This is a genomic window from Collinsella aerofaciens (genome assembly GCF_015555045.1).
GTDB classification, from domain to species: domain Bacteria; phylum Actinomycetota; class Coriobacteriia; order Coriobacteriales; family Coriobacteriaceae; genus Collinsella; species Collinsella aerofaciens_W.
Genome location: NZ_JADNJQ010000003.1, coordinates 57,409 through 73,983 on the forward strand (window position 1 = coordinate 57,409; position 16,575 = coordinate 73,983).

The following is a 16,575-nucleotide window of genomic DNA, read 5'->3' on the forward strand; positions in this document are numbered from 1 at the left end:
GGTATATCGCAATAACCAAATAGTCCCGATTACTTCCAGAATCGGTTGATGATCTGCTCGCGACCGGCGCCGACGCCGATGAACGTCACGCGGGTGTGTGCCAGATCCTCGATAAATGCCACGTAGTCCTGAGCCTCCTGCGGCAGCTCATCAAAGCTGCGGCAGCCGGTGATGTCGCACTTCCAGCCAGGGAGCTCCTCGTAGATGGGCTTGGCATGCTCAAAACGCACCTGGTGCTCGGGCACGCTCGTGTAGCGCTCGCCGTCGACGTCATAGGCAACGCACACCTTAATGGTGTCGAAAGCCGAAAGCACGTCGAGCTTGGTCACGGCGATGTCGGTGAGGCCGTTGACGCGCGAGGCATAGTTGGCGATAGGGCCGTCAAACCAGCCGCAACGACGACGGCGACCGGTGGTCACGCCGTACTCATAGCCCTCCTCGGTCAGCGTGTGGCCGGCCTCGGACTCATAGGAAAGCTCGGTGGGCATGGGGCCCGAACCGACGCGGGTGATATAGGCCTTCATGACGCCCAGCACGCGGTCGACGTTCTTCATGCCCACGCCAGAGCCGGTGATGGCACCGCCGGCGGTGCAGTTGGAAGACGTCACGTACGGATAGGTGCCGTGGTCGATGTCGAGCAGCGTCGCCTGGGCGCCCTCAAACAGCAGGTTCTTGCCCTCATCGATCATGTTGTTGAGCAGCAGGCTCGTCTCGGTGATGTAGGGACGCAGGCGCTCGGCCATCGGCAGGTACTCGTCGCAAATCTGGTCCACGGTGTAGGTGGGCAGGTTGTAGATGAGCTCGAGCTCGGGGTTCACGCGGGCGAGAGCGGTCTCCAGCTTGTCGCGGAACAGTGCCTCGTCCAGCATGTCCTGCATGCGCAGGCCAATGCGCGCCATCTTGTCCTGATAGCACGGACCGATGCCGCGCTTGGTGGTACCGATGTTCTTCTTGCCGAGCTTCTGCTCAAAGGCGCCATCCAGATCGATGTGGTACGGCATGATGACATGCGCGTTGCCGCTAATCTTGAGGTTCTTGGTGGTGATGCCGTCGGCCTCGAACATATCGATCTCCTCAAGGACAACCTTGGGGTTGACGACGCAGCCGTTACCGATCACCGACACGTGATCGGAATACATGATGCCGGAGGGCACCTGGTGCAGGCCGTACTTCTTGCCGTTGACGACGATGGTGTGGCCGGCGTTGTTGCCTCCCGAGTAGCGCACGACGGCATCGAAGTCGCCGGCGACCAGGTCGCAAATCTTACCTTTGCCCTCATCGCCCCACTGGGCACCGACCAAAACGGTTGACGGCATGTTTACTCCTTACATTCATGGACTGTCTACGCGCCACGCCGGCACGCAGAAGCACAAAACATTCCCAGTATACCCGTGCAACGGGCGCCTGTCCTACTCCTCGGCATGTGCCCCATCAAGCTCATAGAACTTGGTGGATGCCGGCAGGAACATCAGATCGACGTCGCCGATCGGGCCCGAACGGTTCTTGGCCACGACGATACGCGTAACGCCCTCGTCGGGTCGATCGTCGCGCGAGGCCTCGGCCTCGTCGGCGGAGCGGTCCAAGAACATAACGATATCGGCGTCCTGCTCGATGGAGCCCGATTCACGAAGGTCGGAAAGCTGCGGGCGCTTGCCGGTACGGGATTCGACCTGACGCGAGAGCTGCGACAGCGCGATGAGCGGGATCTTGAGCTCCTTGGCCATGATCTTCAGACCACGCGACATCTCCGAAACCTCGACGGTACGGCTCTCGGAGCGGCGTCCCGGCGGAGGACTCACCAGCTGCAGGTAGTCCAGGATGATGATTGCCTTCTCCTTGTTATGGAGCATGCGGCGGCTCTTGGCGCGAATCTCGGTCACTGTGGTGCCGGGCGTATCGTCAATCAGAATATCGAGCTTGGACAAGGTCTGCGTGGCCTCGTTGATATTGGCCCACTGCTCGGGGCTAATGCGGCCCATGCGGAAGTCACTGATCGAGATCATGGCGTAGGCGCAAATCAGACGCTGGGCAATTTCTTTGCCCGACATCTCCAGCGAGAAGAAGCCGACGGTATAACCGGCAGCGGCAGCGTTGAGCGCCAGATTCAGGGCGAACGACGTCTTACCCACAGCAGGGCGGGCGCCGATAATGATGAGCTGGCCCTCGCGGAAGCCCATGAGCATGCGGTCGAGTGACGGGAAGCCCGTGGGCACGCCCGCAGCCTGACCACCGGCCTGACACACTTCCTCGGCCTCGTTATAGGCCTCAACCATAAACTCGGTCAGCGTCTTGTAGCTCGACTTGACCTCGCGTGCCGTGACCTTGAGCAGCTTGCTCTCGGCTAGCTCCACGACCTCTTTGGTGTCGGTGGGGGCGTTATATGCCAGCGCGTTGATCTCGTTGGTGGCGCCGATCAGCTCGCGCAGCATCGAATCGCGACGAACGATGGCGGCATGGTGCTGCCAGTTCACGAGCGACAGAGTCTGACCCATCAGCTCCAAAATGTAGGCCTCGCCGCCCACGGCATCGAGCTTGTTGATGCTTCGCAGGTAATCGATCAGCGAGATGGAGTCGATGGGAATGCGGCTGTTGTACATATCGACCATCGCGGTGTAGATGGTCTTATGAATGGGCCGGTAGAAATCATCGGGCTGCAGCTCGACCTGGGCCTCTTCGACCACCTCGGGCGATAGCAGCATAGCGGCCAGTACATTGGCCTCTGCATCTTGGTTTTGGGGAAGACCCAACTTTGAGCCGCGGTCCTCGACCGTCAGCCCCGTCTCCCTATCGTCATATGCCATGAGCATCCTCATTCATATCGCTTGCGAGCATCCATAGTATCAGCCACGGTCCCAAAACGCGCCGCGCGCCGCCAATCATCACCGAACCAAACGGATGAACGGTCCTGTATATAGGACTTCGACGCAACGTTCACCATGACACTCACTCAGCGCAAAAAACAAAAGGGCGCCCTGGTTTCCCAGAGCGCCCTTCTTAGAACAAGATTGTTGCGTTGCAGCAAATGCTACTCGGCAGCAGCCTCAGTCTCGACCTCGGCGGTCTCGGCCTCGGCGACCTCAGCGGCCTCCTCGACCTCAGCCTCGGCAGCGAGCTCCTCGGCGGTAACGCCGACGAGAACGACAACCTCGGCCTTGATCTCGCGGTACAGCGAGATGGCAACGGTGTGGGCACCGGCAACCTTGATGGGCTTACCGAGCTCGACGCGCTTGCGGTCGATGTCCATACCGAGCTGAGCCTTGATGGCGTCAGCGACCATAGCGGCGGTAACGGAGCCAAAGAGGATGCCCTCGTCGCCGACCTTGACGTCAACGGTGACCGTCTTGCCCTCGAAGGCAGCCTTGGTCTCGTTGGCGGTAGCCAGACGGACGGCCTCGCGCTTGGCGATGTTGTTGCGACGCTCGTCAAGCTGCTTGAGGTTGCCCTTGGTGGCGGCAACAGCGAGCTTCTTGGGGAACAGGAAGTTCTCAGCGTAACCCTGAGCGACCTCTACGACGTCACCCTCGCCGCCCTTGCCCTTGATCTCATCGAGAAGAATAACCTTCATGATGCGTCTCCCTTCTTAGCCGCGGTCGCGGTTGCCACGAGAGGAAACCACGGGGACGGTGTACGGCAGGAGAGCCATCTCGCGGGCGCGCTTGATGGCGTTGGCGATGTCATGCTGATGCTGCGTGCAAGCGCCAGTGACGCGACGGGGCTTGATCTTGCCACGGTCGGTCATGTACTTACGGAGAAGCTGAGTGTCCTTATAGTCGATGAACTCAGTGTTCTCCTTGCAGAACTGGCAGTACTTACGACGCGGCTGACGTGCAGAAAAATCATTAGCCATGTCAAAATACCTTTCATTTGGCAACTTCGGCGAACCGAAGCCGCCTCTCACTCAAAAATAGGTGAACAACCCTTAGAACGGGATGTCCTCATCGTAGACGTCGACCGCGGGCGGCGTAGCCACCGGCGCGGCAGGACGTGCTGCGGGCGCGGGAGCTGCGGGGGCGTAACCGCCCTGATCGTAGCCACCCTGGCCACCACGGGAGCTCATAAACTCGATCTCATCGACGATGACCTCAAGCTTGCTCCGGCGCTGGCCGTCGCGCTCCCAAGAGCTGTAGCGCAGCTTGCCCTCGATCGCGACCTTGTTTCCCTTTGCCAGGAAACGGCTCACGGCCTCGGCGCGGGTGCCGAACATGGTGCAGTCGACAAAGTTGGGATAGTCCTCCCACTCGCCAGTCTGCGCGTTGCGGCGACGATCGTTCACGGCAACGCCAAAGGACAGAACCTGGGTTCCGCCGGCGGTGGCGCGCAGCTCGGGATCGCGGGTGAGGTTACCGGTGATGTTCACTCGATTGATGCTCATAACTCACTACTTCCTCTTGGGGCACAAGCCCAGTCCAAAACGACAGTCTTACTCCTGGTCGTCGCGACGGACGATCATGTGGCGGACCACAGCGTCGGTGATGCGCAGGACGCGATCAAGCTCGGCGATCTGGGTAGGATCTGCGTGGAAGTTGATGAGGGTGTAGTCACCATCGGTGAGGTCGTTGATCTCGTAGGCGAGCTTGCGCTTGCCCCACTCGTCAACGGAGTCGACCTTGCCAGCGCCCTCAGCGATCGTGGTATCGATACGCTTCATAACAGCGAGACGAGTCTCGGGGTCGAGCGACGGGTCAACAAAGAACAGCAGTTCATAAGCCTTCATATTGTCACCTCCTCTGGGCAAATGTGGCTTCAGGTCGTGAAGGTGCGCCTGAAGCAGGAAAAGACTTGGTAATAATATCTTTCAACCTCCTAGGCTGCAAGAATATGCAGCTACAACCTCATGACCTCCACATATGCCCATACTCGCACGACGTTTCATGCGCATTCCAACCAAATGCTGACCAAAAGCTTGACGGATCTGTGGACAAGATACGGTGCCGTGAGGACAAGCTGAGCCAAGTCGCAGGTCAACGGGCGCATGGTTGTGGTCGCAAAATGCATACCAGTGGCCCACAGCACCACCCAAAGATTTTTAAATTCATTGCCAAATCGCTTATAAATACCCCTTTTGAACAATTGAGTTGATCAACTACGCTGGTCGGAAGCCGTTTTTTGGCATCTCAAACCCCGCTGCAACGCCAAACGCGGCCAAGCGTTTTAAAAAATGCCAACTTTTCTGTTTGCACTGTGCGATTCCTCGTGTATACTGACTTTCGCATTTAACGGAGAGTTGTCCGAGTGGCCGAAGGAGCACGATTGGAAATCGTGTAGGCGTCAAAAGCGTCTCCAGGGTTCAAATCCCTGACTCTCCGCCAGTTAATTCCAAAGCAGGCCTTTGAGCCTGCTTTGTTTTTACCCCACGCGGAGGGGTGGCAGAGTGGTTGAATGCGGCGGTCTCGAAAACCGTTTGGCCTGTATAAGGTCACGAGGGTTCGAATCCCTCCTCCTCCGCCATTTTGGTTGAGAAAGCTCCCAAGAATGGGAGCTTTTTTTGTTTTGAGTCTCTAACAAGCAAATACGGCGGAGGAGGAGGGATTCGAACCCGCCAGGGCGCGACGCGTAAAGAAAACGCGCCCGTGGCGCGTTTTTAGCGCAGCGCGGTCGGCGTAAGCCGACCGGATAAATTTTGAGCAAAGCTCAAAATTTGAACATCCCTCCTATTCAGCCACGCCCCCATCGCGTTCAGCATCAGTCCAGATCCCCAAACATGGGACCTACGCCCCCACCCGATCCCAACCGTTTACCGAGCAATAGGGTCGCCACGCCCACCAACCATGTACTATGTACGGGCATTGTCTAAACCCACAACCCAAAGGACCCCATCTTGCCCGTCGTCGCCGCTATGACCGTTACCTCACACGCCACGGATGCCATGGTCGCCATCCCGTTTTGGCTCGAAATGTTCGCCGTCGTCGCGGCATCGATCTCGGGCGTGTTGGTCGCACGCGAGCACAAACTCGACCTGGTGGGCGCCGTCGCGCTCGCCGTGGTCTGTGGCTTGGGCGGCGGTCTTTTACGCGACATGACGCTGCAGGTGGGCAACGTCTACATCCTCAACCAGCCAATGGCGCTGCCGCTTTCCATTGCCACGGCAGCCATCATCTACATTTTCCCGGCAATCGTCGACAAACCCGAAAAACTCATTCCCCTGCTCGACATCATCTCGGTCGGCATCTATGCCGCCACCGGAGCGGACAAGGCGCTGGTCTACGGCTTTGCACCGGCGGTGTGCATCATGATGGGCTTTTTTACCGCGGTGGGCGGCGGCATGTTGCGCGACGGCTTTATGGGCGTGGTTCCGGGCATTTTCCAACGTACTAACTTTTATGCCATCGCCGCCATCGCCGGATCGACAAGCTATGTGTGTCTCGTTATGAGCGGCATCATGAGCAATGTCGCCGCGCTGGTCGTATGCGTTGTCGTGACCATGGGTCTGCGCTGGCTCTCGCTGCGCTTTGACATCAAAAGCCCCACCGAGGAAGACATCGCACGCTTTTTGCACCGCAAAAAATAGGTGGCGCGGGCCCATCCTTCGAAATGCAACCGAGAGGTTCTTTTAGAGCGCCCGCGCGTTGGGTACCCTGTTAGGTATATGCCAAACACCTAACAAAAGGATCAACCATGGCTTTCAATCAAACCGCGGCGGCGCCGTCACACAAGATGCGTCGCTGCCTGCTTATGGCATTCGCGCTCATCGCGCTGGCGATCACCGCGCTTCCCACGGCGTCGTTCGCCGGCACGGACACCGCAGGCAACGTACTTGCGACCGACAATGACGCCAATCCGTCCGGCGTCGAAGGTGACCTGTACTGGGCAGGTCAGGACCTCAACTTGGACGATACGTCCATCGACCGCGATATCATCGCCGCGGGCGATACCCTCTCGATCCGCGACTGCACAGTGGGCGGCGCCGTCCGTCTGGCGGCACGCACCATCGATATTGCCAAGACCGCGGTTGATGGCAGCGTGACCATCGCTGGCCAGCATGTCGTGCTCAATTCCGACAGCACCGCCAACTGTTTCTACGCGATAGGCGAGACGGTTGCTCTGCGAGGCTCCACCAAGTCGGCAGCGCTCGCGGGCGATACGGTGACCATCGATGGCACCATCGATGGCGATGTCGAGGTTTGGGCCGACAAACTCATCCTAGGCAAGAACGCCCACATCACCGGCACCGTGAACGCGCACGTCTCCGAGGACCCCGAGCGTGCCGCGGGAGCCGAGGTCGGCGCGCTCAAGATCGACCGCACCGAGAACGAGGATACTTCCACCGTTAACGATGTCATCGGCGGCATCGTCGCCGCGGCACTCTCGACCTGCTTTGTCGCTCTGCTGCTCGAGCTCGTCTTTCCGCGCGCGACCGCCGGCGCCGCCGGCATGCTCCACCAGCGCCCCATGCCCCTGTGGGTGAGCGGTCTTCTGGGCACGATTGCTATCGCCCCCGCCGTCCTACTGCTGATTATCTCTATCGCTGGTCTGTCGCTTGCTGGAACCCTCTTGTGCGGCGTTATCGGCATCGCATTGGTGTCGAGTGCCTTTTCGGGGTGCGCGCTCGCCCGCATGGTCGGACACAACCAAAACCGCTACGCCATGGCAGCCGTGGGCGGCATAATCGCAGGCGCCCTCACGGGGCTTCCCCTCGTAGGTGACTTCATCAGCGGCGTGGCCTTTGTCTTTATGCTCGGCTACGTTATCCAGATCATCTGGCGAAACGCCCGCCTCAAGCCGCAGCAGCCGGCTAACATGCCAGGACTCCCCACCGCTTAGCCACCAACCACCACAAAGGTGCCAGGTTACTTTGCACCAACAAACGAGGCGGGGCACTCGGTCATATCGACCGGGTGCCCCGCTTTTCATGGAGGGTTCTCTAGTAACTTTTTCAAAACCAATGATCATCAGGTCGGTAGGCCTACGCATCACTCGCTACGGAGGCAGTTCGCCATTGAGCAGAGGGGATAATTATTTTTCACGGCGACCTCCTCCCCGCTTGATGACGAGCGCGACAACAATAACCGCCACTCCGATGGCAGCCAAAACCGCCACTAGCACCAACGTTCTATCTCCCGTCGAGGGCATAAAGCCTCGACTTGCTTCTTTGCTTGGGGTGTTGAGCACCGACAGCTCAATCGAACCCGTCCCGGCATCGGCGGTATCAACCCGCAGAGGGCTTTCGGCCGACACGGTCACCTTGGGCTTCGCGACTGCAACCTGTTTAACGTCCAATCCCTCGGCCGTAACCGTCACCGTACGTTTGCCTTCAAAGGCGGTGTAGCCCTTGGGAGCCGCGACCTCCTCGACGGTGTAGACACCCGCGTCAACACCGCTCAATTCCACATGGCCATCCGCGCCCGTGGTGACGCACGCGTCGGCATCCGTCGACCACGAGCCGTCGGTCGTTAGGATGCGCCCGCGGTCATCGATGATGCGCAATTTGGCGCCCGCGAGCGGTTTATCGTCCGAGCTTGAGCGCTTGATGAGGCTGAGTCCCCAGGTGTAGGCGCACGCGTCATCGCTCGGCGTGCGGGTGAAGCCGGCGTCACCGGACTGGTCGGCAAAGGGAGAGCGCGGATAGCGCAGGTAGACCTCGTTGGGGTTGCCCTTCGCGATGCCGTGGTTGCATGCGCTGCTGAGCGGCGCATTGTACACGGCGACCACGCGGGCGCCCGCGGTAAAGGCGTCGGCCCCGCCGAGCGCGGCGATCAGGTCGCCGGTGCGCACGGTGAAGGTCTTACCGTCGACCGAGACCCCGCACTGGGCCGTGATGTCGGTCCAGCCCTTCGCGGGCTCGGTGCCGGCGCGGCCGTCCTTGCCGGTCGGGACGGCGTCAAAGCCGCCGTCCGCGCCCGCCGCCACGTACACGCGCATGCTCGCGGCCACCTTGGAGGGGTCGAGTCCCGCGCCCATGGTGTCGACGAACCGCACCGTATAGGTGTCGTAGGCCGTGAGCCCGGCCGGGACCGTAGCCGAGAGGCGCCAGTACAGGTCGTCGGCGACCGTGGCGTCGGCGGCCTTCTGCCATGCAGTGGTGCTGTCCTCCAGCACGTGCTTGGCGACCTTGGGCGTCGCAGCCTTGGGCTTGACGGTGACGGCGCTGCCGCCGACCAGGGCCATGATCGGCGCGGTGCCGGCCTCGCCCTGGGCGATGGCGTCGTCGTCGGCGACGATGAGCCAGTATCCGCTGGGCAGCTCGGCCACCGTGCCCGCGTTAAGGGCCACGGAAGGGACGCCGGATCTGCAAATTGCTCTGGCGAGTTTTGTCGCCAGCGCGGTCGTCATGTGTCCGTCGCCATTCATCCATTCGGCAGCCTCTTGCGCCGTCGATGCCGAGCTATCAAGCCCCACGTCATGAAGCACCGGGAGAACGGCCTGGCAAACGGCATCATTCGCCCACGTTACGTCAGTTGCAATTTTTTGGTCAGTATCGGCGTCGTCGACAACGGTCGCCGAAAAGAGCCGGTACGCGTCATACCGCGTCGCAACCGTACCGTCCACCGTAATGGCTCCAGTGCCTGCCGCGCGGGCCATCCCGGGCAACATCGCAAAAGAGAGCATTGCGACCGTAACTATTGTCGCGATAGCCAACAAGCGGCGGCAAAGCCTACTCACGGCTACCACCTCGACCTTGATCGCGATGGCGACGAGTATGCATCCATGTCGCAGCAAAACACAGCATCGAAGCACCAGCTAAATACGTCATAGTCAAACCAGCCCCGCCCGCCTCAGGTAGCGTGGTCGAATACTTGTTGATAAAAGTCGGCGGCACCTGGGAGTCATCGTCATACTTGACGACGGTGTCGAGCTGCTCATTTTTATTGTCGATAGTCACGTTAACCGTGACATTGTGCCCGACTGTGTCGTAAGTGATGTGGTCCTTGACGTTGTTCTCGGCGCCCTCGGGGACGACCTCAGAGATGGTGTAAGTGTAGGTATCGGCCTTGTTGTAGTCGACGTTGAAGGAGACATTGCCCTCGGCGTCATTAGTCACCGTCTGGAGCACCTTGCCCTCGGCATCCTTGAGCTCGAACGAGAACTGTCCCGCCTTGAAGGTGCCACCTTCAAGCACTTTCTTTGCTTTAATAACCGCAGAGCCCGTTAGGCGATTGTCGTAGATCCAGATCTCGTCCTTTTTGTCATCGCCGATGATTTCGGAGTCTTTGACGATGCTCTTCGCTTTATTGAGCTCAGTTTGATACTCCTCATCGTCAGCATTGCCCTTAAGCATGATCCACGTGGGCGCCGCCGCGGCATAGCCGTCAGGCGCTTTCGTCTCCACGAGCTGGTAGAGCACGCAATTTACCATCGCCTTGCCTTCTGCGCCAAACGAGATTTTGCCGTTGGCGTCGGTGGGGACGGCTTCAAACTTAGTCCTTGCATTCTCGATACCCACCGTTGCAACCTGGTCCATATTCACGCTGTAGAGCGTAAACTCCGCACGCTCGAGCGTCGCACCGACCTGCTGGGCGTCGTACTTGGTCATCGTGATGCCGTAGCCGTTGCCACCTGCGCTGGCAGAAGCTTTTTTAATTTCCCATGTTTGATCATCAGTCGCAGAACCGTCCTTCACACCCGTAAGCATGGCGGTATTGGAAAGAGGAACCTTGTTGCCAGGATTTCCGCTCGGGATGACCTCGTACTCGACCTTGAGGTATTTCTCATCGGGCACGTTAAGTGTCAATCTCGTACATGAGCCAGATTCGTTGTTGACCTGCTCCATCTTTGACGAATAATCCTTATCGGCCAGCTCAGACCAATCGTTGTTCACGCGCTCATAGACCTTAAGCGTCGACGGCACCAACGTGCACTTGGCATCCATGGTATCGACCAGCTCGAGAACACCAGCGCCACTCTTAAGATCGACAGCTGACTCGTTAACGAAAATGGTGTACTTGATGCGATTGCTATTGTCGACCTGTTCGCCGGTCTTCTCGATAACGTTGTTCTTAATGGTGACAGCACCACTGCCAGAGTCGAATTTCTTGCTTCCCGACTCGGCGCGCGCAGAATTGGTGAACTTCACCTCGTTCGTGGAGGTATCGAGCTCACCGCGCTTGACCGCTGTCTGATACGTAAGCTTGACATAACCGGCATAGCTTTCAAGCTTAGTCGTAGGAATAGAAAAGGTGACAGTGTTGCCATCACTCTTGACACTATCGGTGACAAGCGGTTGGCTATCAACGACCGTCTCGGCCTCGCTTCCGCGATGGAGCCCCGTATGTTTATCATAGGGATTCTGCACGAGCGTATACTTTGCGGAATTCGCAACATAGCTCATACCATCCGGAAGGCTATCAACGATATTCAGCGGTTTCCCGCCCAGCTTTCCAGCTCCAAAGTATTCGAACTCGCCATTTGCGCCCTTATTACCCTTTTGGCGGTTTGCATACACCGTCCAGTCGACGATCCAGGCGCCCTTCTCATCCGAGCCGTCAACGGTATGCCAATCGAAGTTCTCAACCCAAGACACCTTCGACTCCGCTTCCGGCTTCTCGACCGCGGGCTTCGTTTCTTGGTTGACAACGTACTTGACGGGTTCGGTGAACGACCACTTTAATTTCAGGCCCGGCGCGCTGACCGACGCAAAGTTTGAGTACCAGCCCGACAGCTCTTCTGATGTGGTGTCGTAGGTGATAACGGCGTAGTCCTCTTTCTCGAGGGCGTCTTTCACTTTGTTGGTAACGATGATTTTGAGGTCGTAGTTTTCCTTTGTTTCATTACCCGGAAAGCTAGCCGTTGGATTCCAGTCGGCGCCCCGTTCCAGCACGGTATCGCCGATTTTAATGGTAATGGAGCTTTCGTCGACACCAAGTTTCTGCGACCATGCCGACTGAAACGTGTCCTTCACCGTCACCTCGTCTGGATGGACCGCATTGACGATCGCCTTCAGCGCGACCTTCGTCTCCCATGTCGCCCTGCCCGTCGTCGCCGCCTCATTGGATCTCACGAGCCTCTTGGTGATCGGCACAACACCCGTCAGCTGCGGCGTGAAACTGCCTTCATCGGTACCGGAAACGGAGCCTTCACGCTCGATGGTCGCGTTGTTGCGCACGGTGTCGTACGAGCTCGTATCGTTCATCTTGGTGTGATAAACGATGCAGTAGGTGGCGTACTTATCCTCAAGGTTGTTCGGGAACGTATAGGAAAAGAAATTATCCTTAGGTTCAAGTTTTCTTTCACAAATCTTGACTCCGCTCGCCTCCGAGTCGCCTTTGTAAACCGTAAAGTTGCCCGTATACGTCTGTTTTCCGTCCAGATTATCGGTGAACATGTATCCGCTCATGTCGGCCTTGAGCTTGCCTTGGTTGAGCTTGACCGTCCACTTGATGTCCGACGGTGTGCCCGATCCGTTGGACTTGTCAATCATGTCGTAGCCGAATGTAACAGGCTCAGCCGTAGCTGTTTTGTTGTCGCCGTCGGTTGAACCAGCCCAATTCCACATTGCCGTATTGTCAGCTTTGATCAAATCGCCGCTGTTTGCCGAAACGCCGCTCTTCAGCTCCGTTTCGTACGTGATCGTGTGGTCGCCTTGGGAAAGATTGCCCAGGCTGTCGAGGGTCGCGACCTGGCTGTCGATCTTCGGCTGGGGTTCGAGCTTCGTGCCGTCGAGTGCGAAGCTGCCTATCACAAAGTTGAAGTTGTCGCCCAGCGCGTCGGTTAACTTGACATTCGTGGCATACGACTCGACGGTGAGTTTAACGGTCCAGGTAACCTTGGCCACGCCATCTACTCCCTGGAAGAAGGTCCCCGACTTCGTCCCTGTGACTTTGCCGTCTTTGGTAGGGATATTGATCGTTCCCGCACCAGGAAACACGACAGATGCGTTGCTACCAGAACCGACATTCTTGTTTTTAAGCTGGAACGAGAAGTTTGCCGCGACATGAATGTTCGCAGGATTCCGTTCAAGCCAGCCCTTGTCAAACGTAAAGACAACCTTATTACCTTCGATCTTCCACGTGCCAGCTTGGGCGGCAGAAGATTCCGGACCCTCCATGAGGTTGCCACCTGCGTCATCAACGACGATGGTGCCTGGCAGCTCATAGACAGCGATGTTGTTCCCAGACGAAGGCGCCTTACCGCTTTTAAATTGTGCCGAAAAAGCTCCGTAGAGCTTCGAAGTAGACGTTACGGCAGTATCACCCAAAGGCTTATTATGGTTCTCATCGGTATACAGCTTGACCTCAACCGTTGCCGTATCGCCGTTGATCTCAATCGGCGTCGGCGTCGTCACATCCTCGGCGCGCTCGGGGGCTGCGCCGTGAAATACTGCGGCGGTGAGGCTAATCAAAATGAAAATCAGAGCCGCCATACCCAGCGACCGTGAGCGGTGTACGTCCATAGTTGTCCCCTAATTCCTACAACACAGTGTGGAATACGGCGAATCGTCGGATCGAGCACAAGCCCCAACATCAACGAGAACCTACCTAGCGCATTGCAAGAACCCATTGGGGAGCACCTTCTAAGACGGTTCGTCTATGCCACAATGCATAAAATAATATATAGATACCAATCATGTAAACCGCAGGTCAATAGGTCTTTTAATTTAATACCAGTTGATATTTATCTGTTAACAGTTTTGCATCATACCGGCTATATTCAGTGGAATTATGTATATGTTTAAACAACTTTACTTTGACTGGGAAGCCAATCGGAGGGATAGTCGCCCCAGCTGTGGTGCAAACTAACCCGTCCCCCTTGCACCAAAAAGGGCGCCGACCATCACGGTCGACGCCCTTTCTTGTTAGACGCTATAAAGACCAGCGCTTATTTGTTGACCTGACCGGCGCGGACGGCGGCCTTCTTGCGGTCGGTGGCGTTGAGCAGACGCTTGCGCAGACGAATGTTCTTGGGAGTAATCTCGACCAGCTCGTCGTCGGCGATGTACTCCAGCGCCTCCTCCAGCGAGAAGGTGCGGGGCGGCACCAGCTGGACGGAGATATCGGAGGTCGAGGAACGCTGGTTGCCCAGGTTCTTGGTACGGGCGATGTTGACGACCATGTCGCCGGCCTTGCTGCGCTCGCCCACGATCATGCCCTCATAGCACTCGGTGCCCGGCTCAACGAACAGCTGACCGCGCTCCTGCAGCGTGCCCAGAGCGTAGGCAACGGCCTTCTCGGTAGTCATGGAGATCATGGCGCCGTTCTGACGGTTGCCGATCTCGCCGGCGTAGGGACCATACTCCAGGAAGGTGTGGTAGAACACGCCCTCGCCGTGGGTGACGTTCATGATGCGGTTCTTAAGACCCATGATGCCGCGGGTCGGGATCTTAAACTCGAGGTGCGTCACGATGCCCGAGGTGTCCATGCTCGTCATGATGCCGCCGGAGGTGCCGAAGACCTCAACGACCTTGCCCGAGTACTCGTCCGGGCACTCGACGACGGCCTGCTCGACGGGCTCCATCTTGTTGCCGTTCTCGTCCTTCTTAAACAGAACGCGGGGACGACCGACCTGGAACTCAAAGCCCTCGCGGCGCATGGACTCCATCAGAACGGACAGGTGCAGAATGCCGCGGCCCGAGACCTCGACGCCGCTCTTGTCCTCGAGCTCCTCGATCTTCATGGTCACGTTGTTCTCAGCCTCGTTGAACAGGCGCTCCTTGAGCTGACGGGCGCCTACGATGTCGCCGTCGCGACCGACGAGCGGGGAAGTCGAAGCCTCAAAGACGATGGACAGGGTCGGAGGGTCGATCTCGATGGGCTCGAGCTCGACGGGGTTCTCGGGGTCGGTGTAGACATCGCCGATATCGGTGCGGTCAATGCCCACGACGGCAGCGATGTCGCCGGCGCCGACTTCCTGGCACTCGGTACGGCCCAGGTAGTCGAAGGTAAAGAGCTGCTTGACGGTAGCGGTGGCGCTGGAGCCGTCGTTCTTCACAACAAGAATCTGGTCGCCCTGATGGATGGCGCCGGAATACACGCGACCGATGCCGATACGGCCAACGAAGTTGGAGTGGTCGATGGTCACGCACTGCATGGCCAGCGGGGCGTTATCGTCAACCTCGGGGGCGGGCATGTCGTCGATGATCATATCGAGCAGCGGGTACATGTCCATATTGCCGTCGTTGGGGTCAAGACGGGCAAAGCCATTCATGGCGCTGGCGTAGACCACGTGCTCCATGGCGAACTCAAGCTGGTCGTCGGTGGCGCCCAGGTCGGCCATAAGGTCCAGGCAGTCGTTGTAGGCCTTCTCGGGGTTGGCGCCGGGACGATCGATCTTGTTGATGACGATCATGATCTTGAGGCCGGTGTCGATAGCGTGACGCAGCACGAAGCGGGTCTGGGGCATGGGGCCCTCAAAGGCGTCGACCAGCAGCAGGGCGCCGTCGGCCATACGCAGCACGCGCTCGACCTCGCCGCCGAAGTCGGCGTGGCCCGGGGTGTCGATGACGTTGATCTTGACGTCCTTGTACTCGATAGAGATGTTCTTGGCGAGAATCGTGATGCCGCGCTCGCGCTCCTGGTCGTTGGAATCCAGGACGCGGTCCTCGACCTGCTGGTTGGCACGGAAGGCGTCCGTGGCACGCAGGAGCTTGTCGACCATCGTCGTCTTGCCGTGGTCGACGTGAGCGATGATGGCGATGTTCCTCAGATTGTCTACGCGCATGTAGTTCCCCTATCTTCTATCCATATACAAACGGCACGCGTATGCGGCCCGCCCAGCGATACAACGCTCAGCGGGAATATTGAGCCTTTTACCGAAAACTCGTTTATTTTAGCGATTTTAGATGAGAGGGGTTTCCTCACCTGCAGGTTCAGGGTCGCTCCACATAAAACCATCGCCGGCGCCCATGCCCTCATACAGCACATATGCCGAAAAACCGCTCTCGAGCGTGGTTTCGAAGAAGCTCACGAGCAGAGCATCGTGATAGCCGCCGTCAACCTCGACGCAGCCGGTGTAGCCGATGGCATATCGGGCGATACGGCCCAGGCCCTCGTCCTTAAGACCCATCTTGTGTTCGGAGATAAAGTTGGTGGCCGCCTCGAGGCACGCCTCTTCGCCGTCCTCGTCGAGCGCCGCCAGATATCGGTTGGAAGCAGCGTCCTCAATCGCCACAACTACGCCCGGATTCTCGCCGGCGGCAAGGTCGTCCAAGAACGCACCAATCAGGTCACACACCATGGCGTCGAGCTCGGCGGAGACGTTACCGGCGTCCTGCATATCCTGTGCCATCTTTAGACCTTCCCATCGAGTCCGGCGTCGTTACAGTTCCTGTGCCTCGGCGGCGATCTTGGCGGCAGCGTCGCGGGCGCGCATCATATCCATCGCGCGCTTGTCGAGCACCTTGATCTGACTGGTCAGCATTACCGCGTCGACCACACCCCAGATCACCAGGCCCGTAGAGATCGAAAACCCAAGCGCACCAACTGTACCACGAAGGCGCGAACAGATTGCCGCGACAAGGGCGGAGATGACAACCATCTTGATAAACGAGCCGCGGCGTTCGCGAAGCGTGCGGGCCTGCGTCACATAGGCAATGCGCGCCGCCTCAGAAGCCTCAGAGCGCATCTGGGCCTCGCGCGCGATAGCCGCTGCCTCGGCCGACATGCCGCCGGCCATCAGCGAACGCTCCACAACCTGAACGCCCCG

The 16,575-nt window shown here is 58.5% G+C and carries 13 protein-coding genes and 2 tRNA genes; 4 read left to right on the forward strand and 11 right to left on the reverse strand.

The genetic code is table 11. The features are described 5' to 3' along the window. Positions 1 to 29: 29 nt before the first annotated feature. The 6 genes from I2E45_RS02065 to rpsF all read right to left on the reverse strand — a co-directional run bounded on the left by I2E45_RS02065 (position 30) and on the right by rpsF (position 4,714). Positions 30 to 1,316, reverse strand: a complete 1,287-nt coding sequence (locus I2E45_RS02065) for an adenylosuccinate synthase (protein ID WP_161160904.1) — start codon at positions 1,314 to 1,316, stop codon at positions 30 to 32. 93 nt (positions 1,317 to 1,409) lie between these two features. After that, on the reverse strand, positions 1,410 to 2,807 hold the full coding sequence (dnaB, locus tag I2E45_RS02070) for a replicative DNA helicase (protein ID WP_006235827.1): 1,398 nt from the start codon (positions 2,805 to 2,807) through the stop codon (positions 1,410 to 1,412). A gap of 218 nt (positions 2,808 to 3,025) precedes the next feature. Next, positions 3,026 to 3,565: a 50S ribosomal protein L9 gene (rplI, locus tag I2E45_RS02075; RefSeq protein ID WP_138113615.1), complete on the reverse strand. Its 540-nt coding sequence runs from the start codon at positions 3,563 to 3,565 to the stop codon at positions 3,026 to 3,028. A 15-nt stretch (positions 3,566 to 3,580) separates the two neighbouring features. Further along, positions 3,581 to 3,847 (reverse strand): 30S ribosomal protein S18, encoded by a 267-nt coding sequence (gene rpsR, locus I2E45_RS02080; protein ID WP_006235829.1) that lies wholly within the window; start codon positions 3,845 to 3,847, stop codon positions 3,581 to 3,583. A 72-nt stretch (positions 3,848 to 3,919) separates the two neighbouring features. After that, positions 3,920 to 4,372 (reverse strand): single-stranded DNA-binding protein, encoded by a 453-nt coding sequence (locus I2E45_RS02085; RefSeq protein WP_006235830.1) that lies wholly within the window; start codon positions 4,370 to 4,372, stop codon positions 3,920 to 3,922. Between the two features lie 48 nt (positions 4,373 to 4,420). After that, positions 4,421 to 4,714 (reverse strand): 30S ribosomal protein S6, encoded by a 294-nt coding sequence (gene rpsF, locus I2E45_RS02090; RefSeq protein WP_006235831.1) that lies wholly within the window; start codon positions 4,712 to 4,714, stop codon positions 4,421 to 4,423. Between the two features lie 504 nt (positions 4,715 to 5,218). Between rpsF and I2E45_RS02095 the strand changes: the two genes are divergently transcribed. The 4 genes from I2E45_RS02095 (at position 5,219) to I2E45_RS02110 (ending at position 7,761) form a co-directional block, all read left to right on the forward strand. Beyond that, positions 5,219 to 5,309, forward strand: a tRNA-Ser gene (locus tag I2E45_RS02095). 48 nt (positions 5,310 to 5,357) lie between these two features. After that, positions 5,358 to 5,448 (forward strand) — tRNA-Ser (locus tag I2E45_RS02100). Between the two features lie 370 nt (positions 5,449 to 5,818). Next, positions 5,819 to 6,508, forward strand: coding sequence for a trimeric intracellular cation channel family protein (locus tag I2E45_RS02105; protein WP_229057814.1), 690 nt, complete (start codon positions 5,819 to 5,821; stop codon positions 6,506 to 6,508). Between the two features lie 107 nt (positions 6,509 to 6,615). After that, positions 6,616 to 7,761: a bactofilin family protein gene (locus I2E45_RS02110; protein WP_195444038.1), complete on the forward strand. Its 1,146-nt coding sequence runs from the start codon at positions 6,616 to 6,618 to the stop codon at positions 7,759 to 7,761. Positions 7,762 to 7,953: 192 nt separating this feature from the next. Here the strand turns inward: I2E45_RS02110 and I2E45_RS02115 are convergent, their stop codons facing one another. The 5 genes from I2E45_RS02115 to I2E45_RS02135 all read right to left on the reverse strand — a co-directional run bounded on the left by I2E45_RS02115 (position 7,954) and on the right by I2E45_RS02135 (position 16,560). Next, positions 7,954 to 9,486, reverse strand: a complete 1,533-nt coding sequence (locus tag I2E45_RS02115) for a SpaA isopeptide-forming pilin-related protein (RefSeq protein WP_195444039.1) — start codon at positions 9,484 to 9,486, stop codon at positions 7,954 to 7,956. 106 nt (positions 9,487 to 9,592) lie between these two features. After that, entirely contained in the window at positions 9,593 to 13,327 is a 3,735-nt protein-coding gene (locus I2E45_RS02120) for a Spy0128 family protein (RefSeq protein WP_195444040.1), read from the reverse strand. A 425-nt stretch (positions 13,328 to 13,752) separates the two neighbouring features. After that, positions 13,753 to 15,591, reverse strand: a complete 1,839-nt coding sequence (typA, locus tag I2E45_RS02125) for a translational GTPase TypA (protein ID WP_195444041.1) — start codon at positions 15,589 to 15,591, stop codon at positions 13,753 to 13,755. A 117-nt stretch (positions 15,592 to 15,708) separates the two neighbouring features. Then, the gene (locus I2E45_RS02130; protein WP_040359688.1) at positions 15,709 to 16,158 is read right to left on the reverse strand and encodes a hypothetical protein; all 450 of its coding nucleotides are present in this window, start codon (positions 16,156 to 16,158) and stop codon (positions 15,709 to 15,711) included. A 30-nt stretch (positions 16,159 to 16,188) separates the two neighbouring features. After that, positions 16,189 to 16,560 (reverse strand): hypothetical protein, encoded by a 372-nt coding sequence (locus I2E45_RS02135; protein WP_147293023.1) that lies wholly within the window; start codon positions 16,558 to 16,560, stop codon positions 16,189 to 16,191. Between the last annotated feature and the right edge of the window lie 15 nt (positions 16,561 to 16,575).

Coding starts and splice junctions, on each gene's coding strand:
- I2E45_RS02065 (WP_161160904.1), bottom strand. CDS start 1,316: ATGCCGTCAACCGTTTTGGTCGGTGCCCAGTGGGGCGATGAGGGCAAA.
- dnaB (WP_006235827.1), bottom strand. CDS start 2,807: ATGCTCATGGCATATGACGATAGGGAGACGGGGCTGACGGTCGAGGAC.
- rplI (WP_138113615.1), bottom strand. CDS start 3,565: ATGAAGGTTATTCTTCTCGATGAGATCAAGGGCAAGGGCGGCGAGGGT.
- rpsR (WP_006235829.1), bottom strand. CDS start 3,847: ATGGCTAATGATTTTTCTGCACGTCAGCCGCGTCGTAAGTACTGCCAG.
- I2E45_RS02085 (WP_006235830.1), bottom strand. CDS start 4,372: ATGAGCATCAATCGAGTGAACATCACCGGTAACCTCACCCGCGATCCC.
- rpsF (WP_006235831.1), bottom strand. CDS start 4,714: ATGAAGGCTTATGAACTGCTGTTCTTTGTTGACCCGTCGCTCGACCCC.
- I2E45_RS02110 (WP_195444038.1), top strand. CDS start 6,616: ATGGCTTTCAATCAAACCGCGGCGGCGCCGTCACACAAGATGCGTCGC.
- I2E45_RS02120 (WP_195444040.1), bottom strand. CDS start 13,327: ATGGACGTACACCGCTCACGGTCGCTGGGTATGGCGGCTCTGATTTTC.
- typA (WP_195444041.1), bottom strand. CDS start 15,591: ATGCGCGTAGACAATCTGAGGAACATCGCCATCATCGCTCACGTCGAC.
- I2E45_RS02130 (WP_040359688.1), bottom strand. CDS start 16,158: ATGGCACAGGATATGCAGGACGCCGGTAACGTCTCCGCCGAGCTCGAC.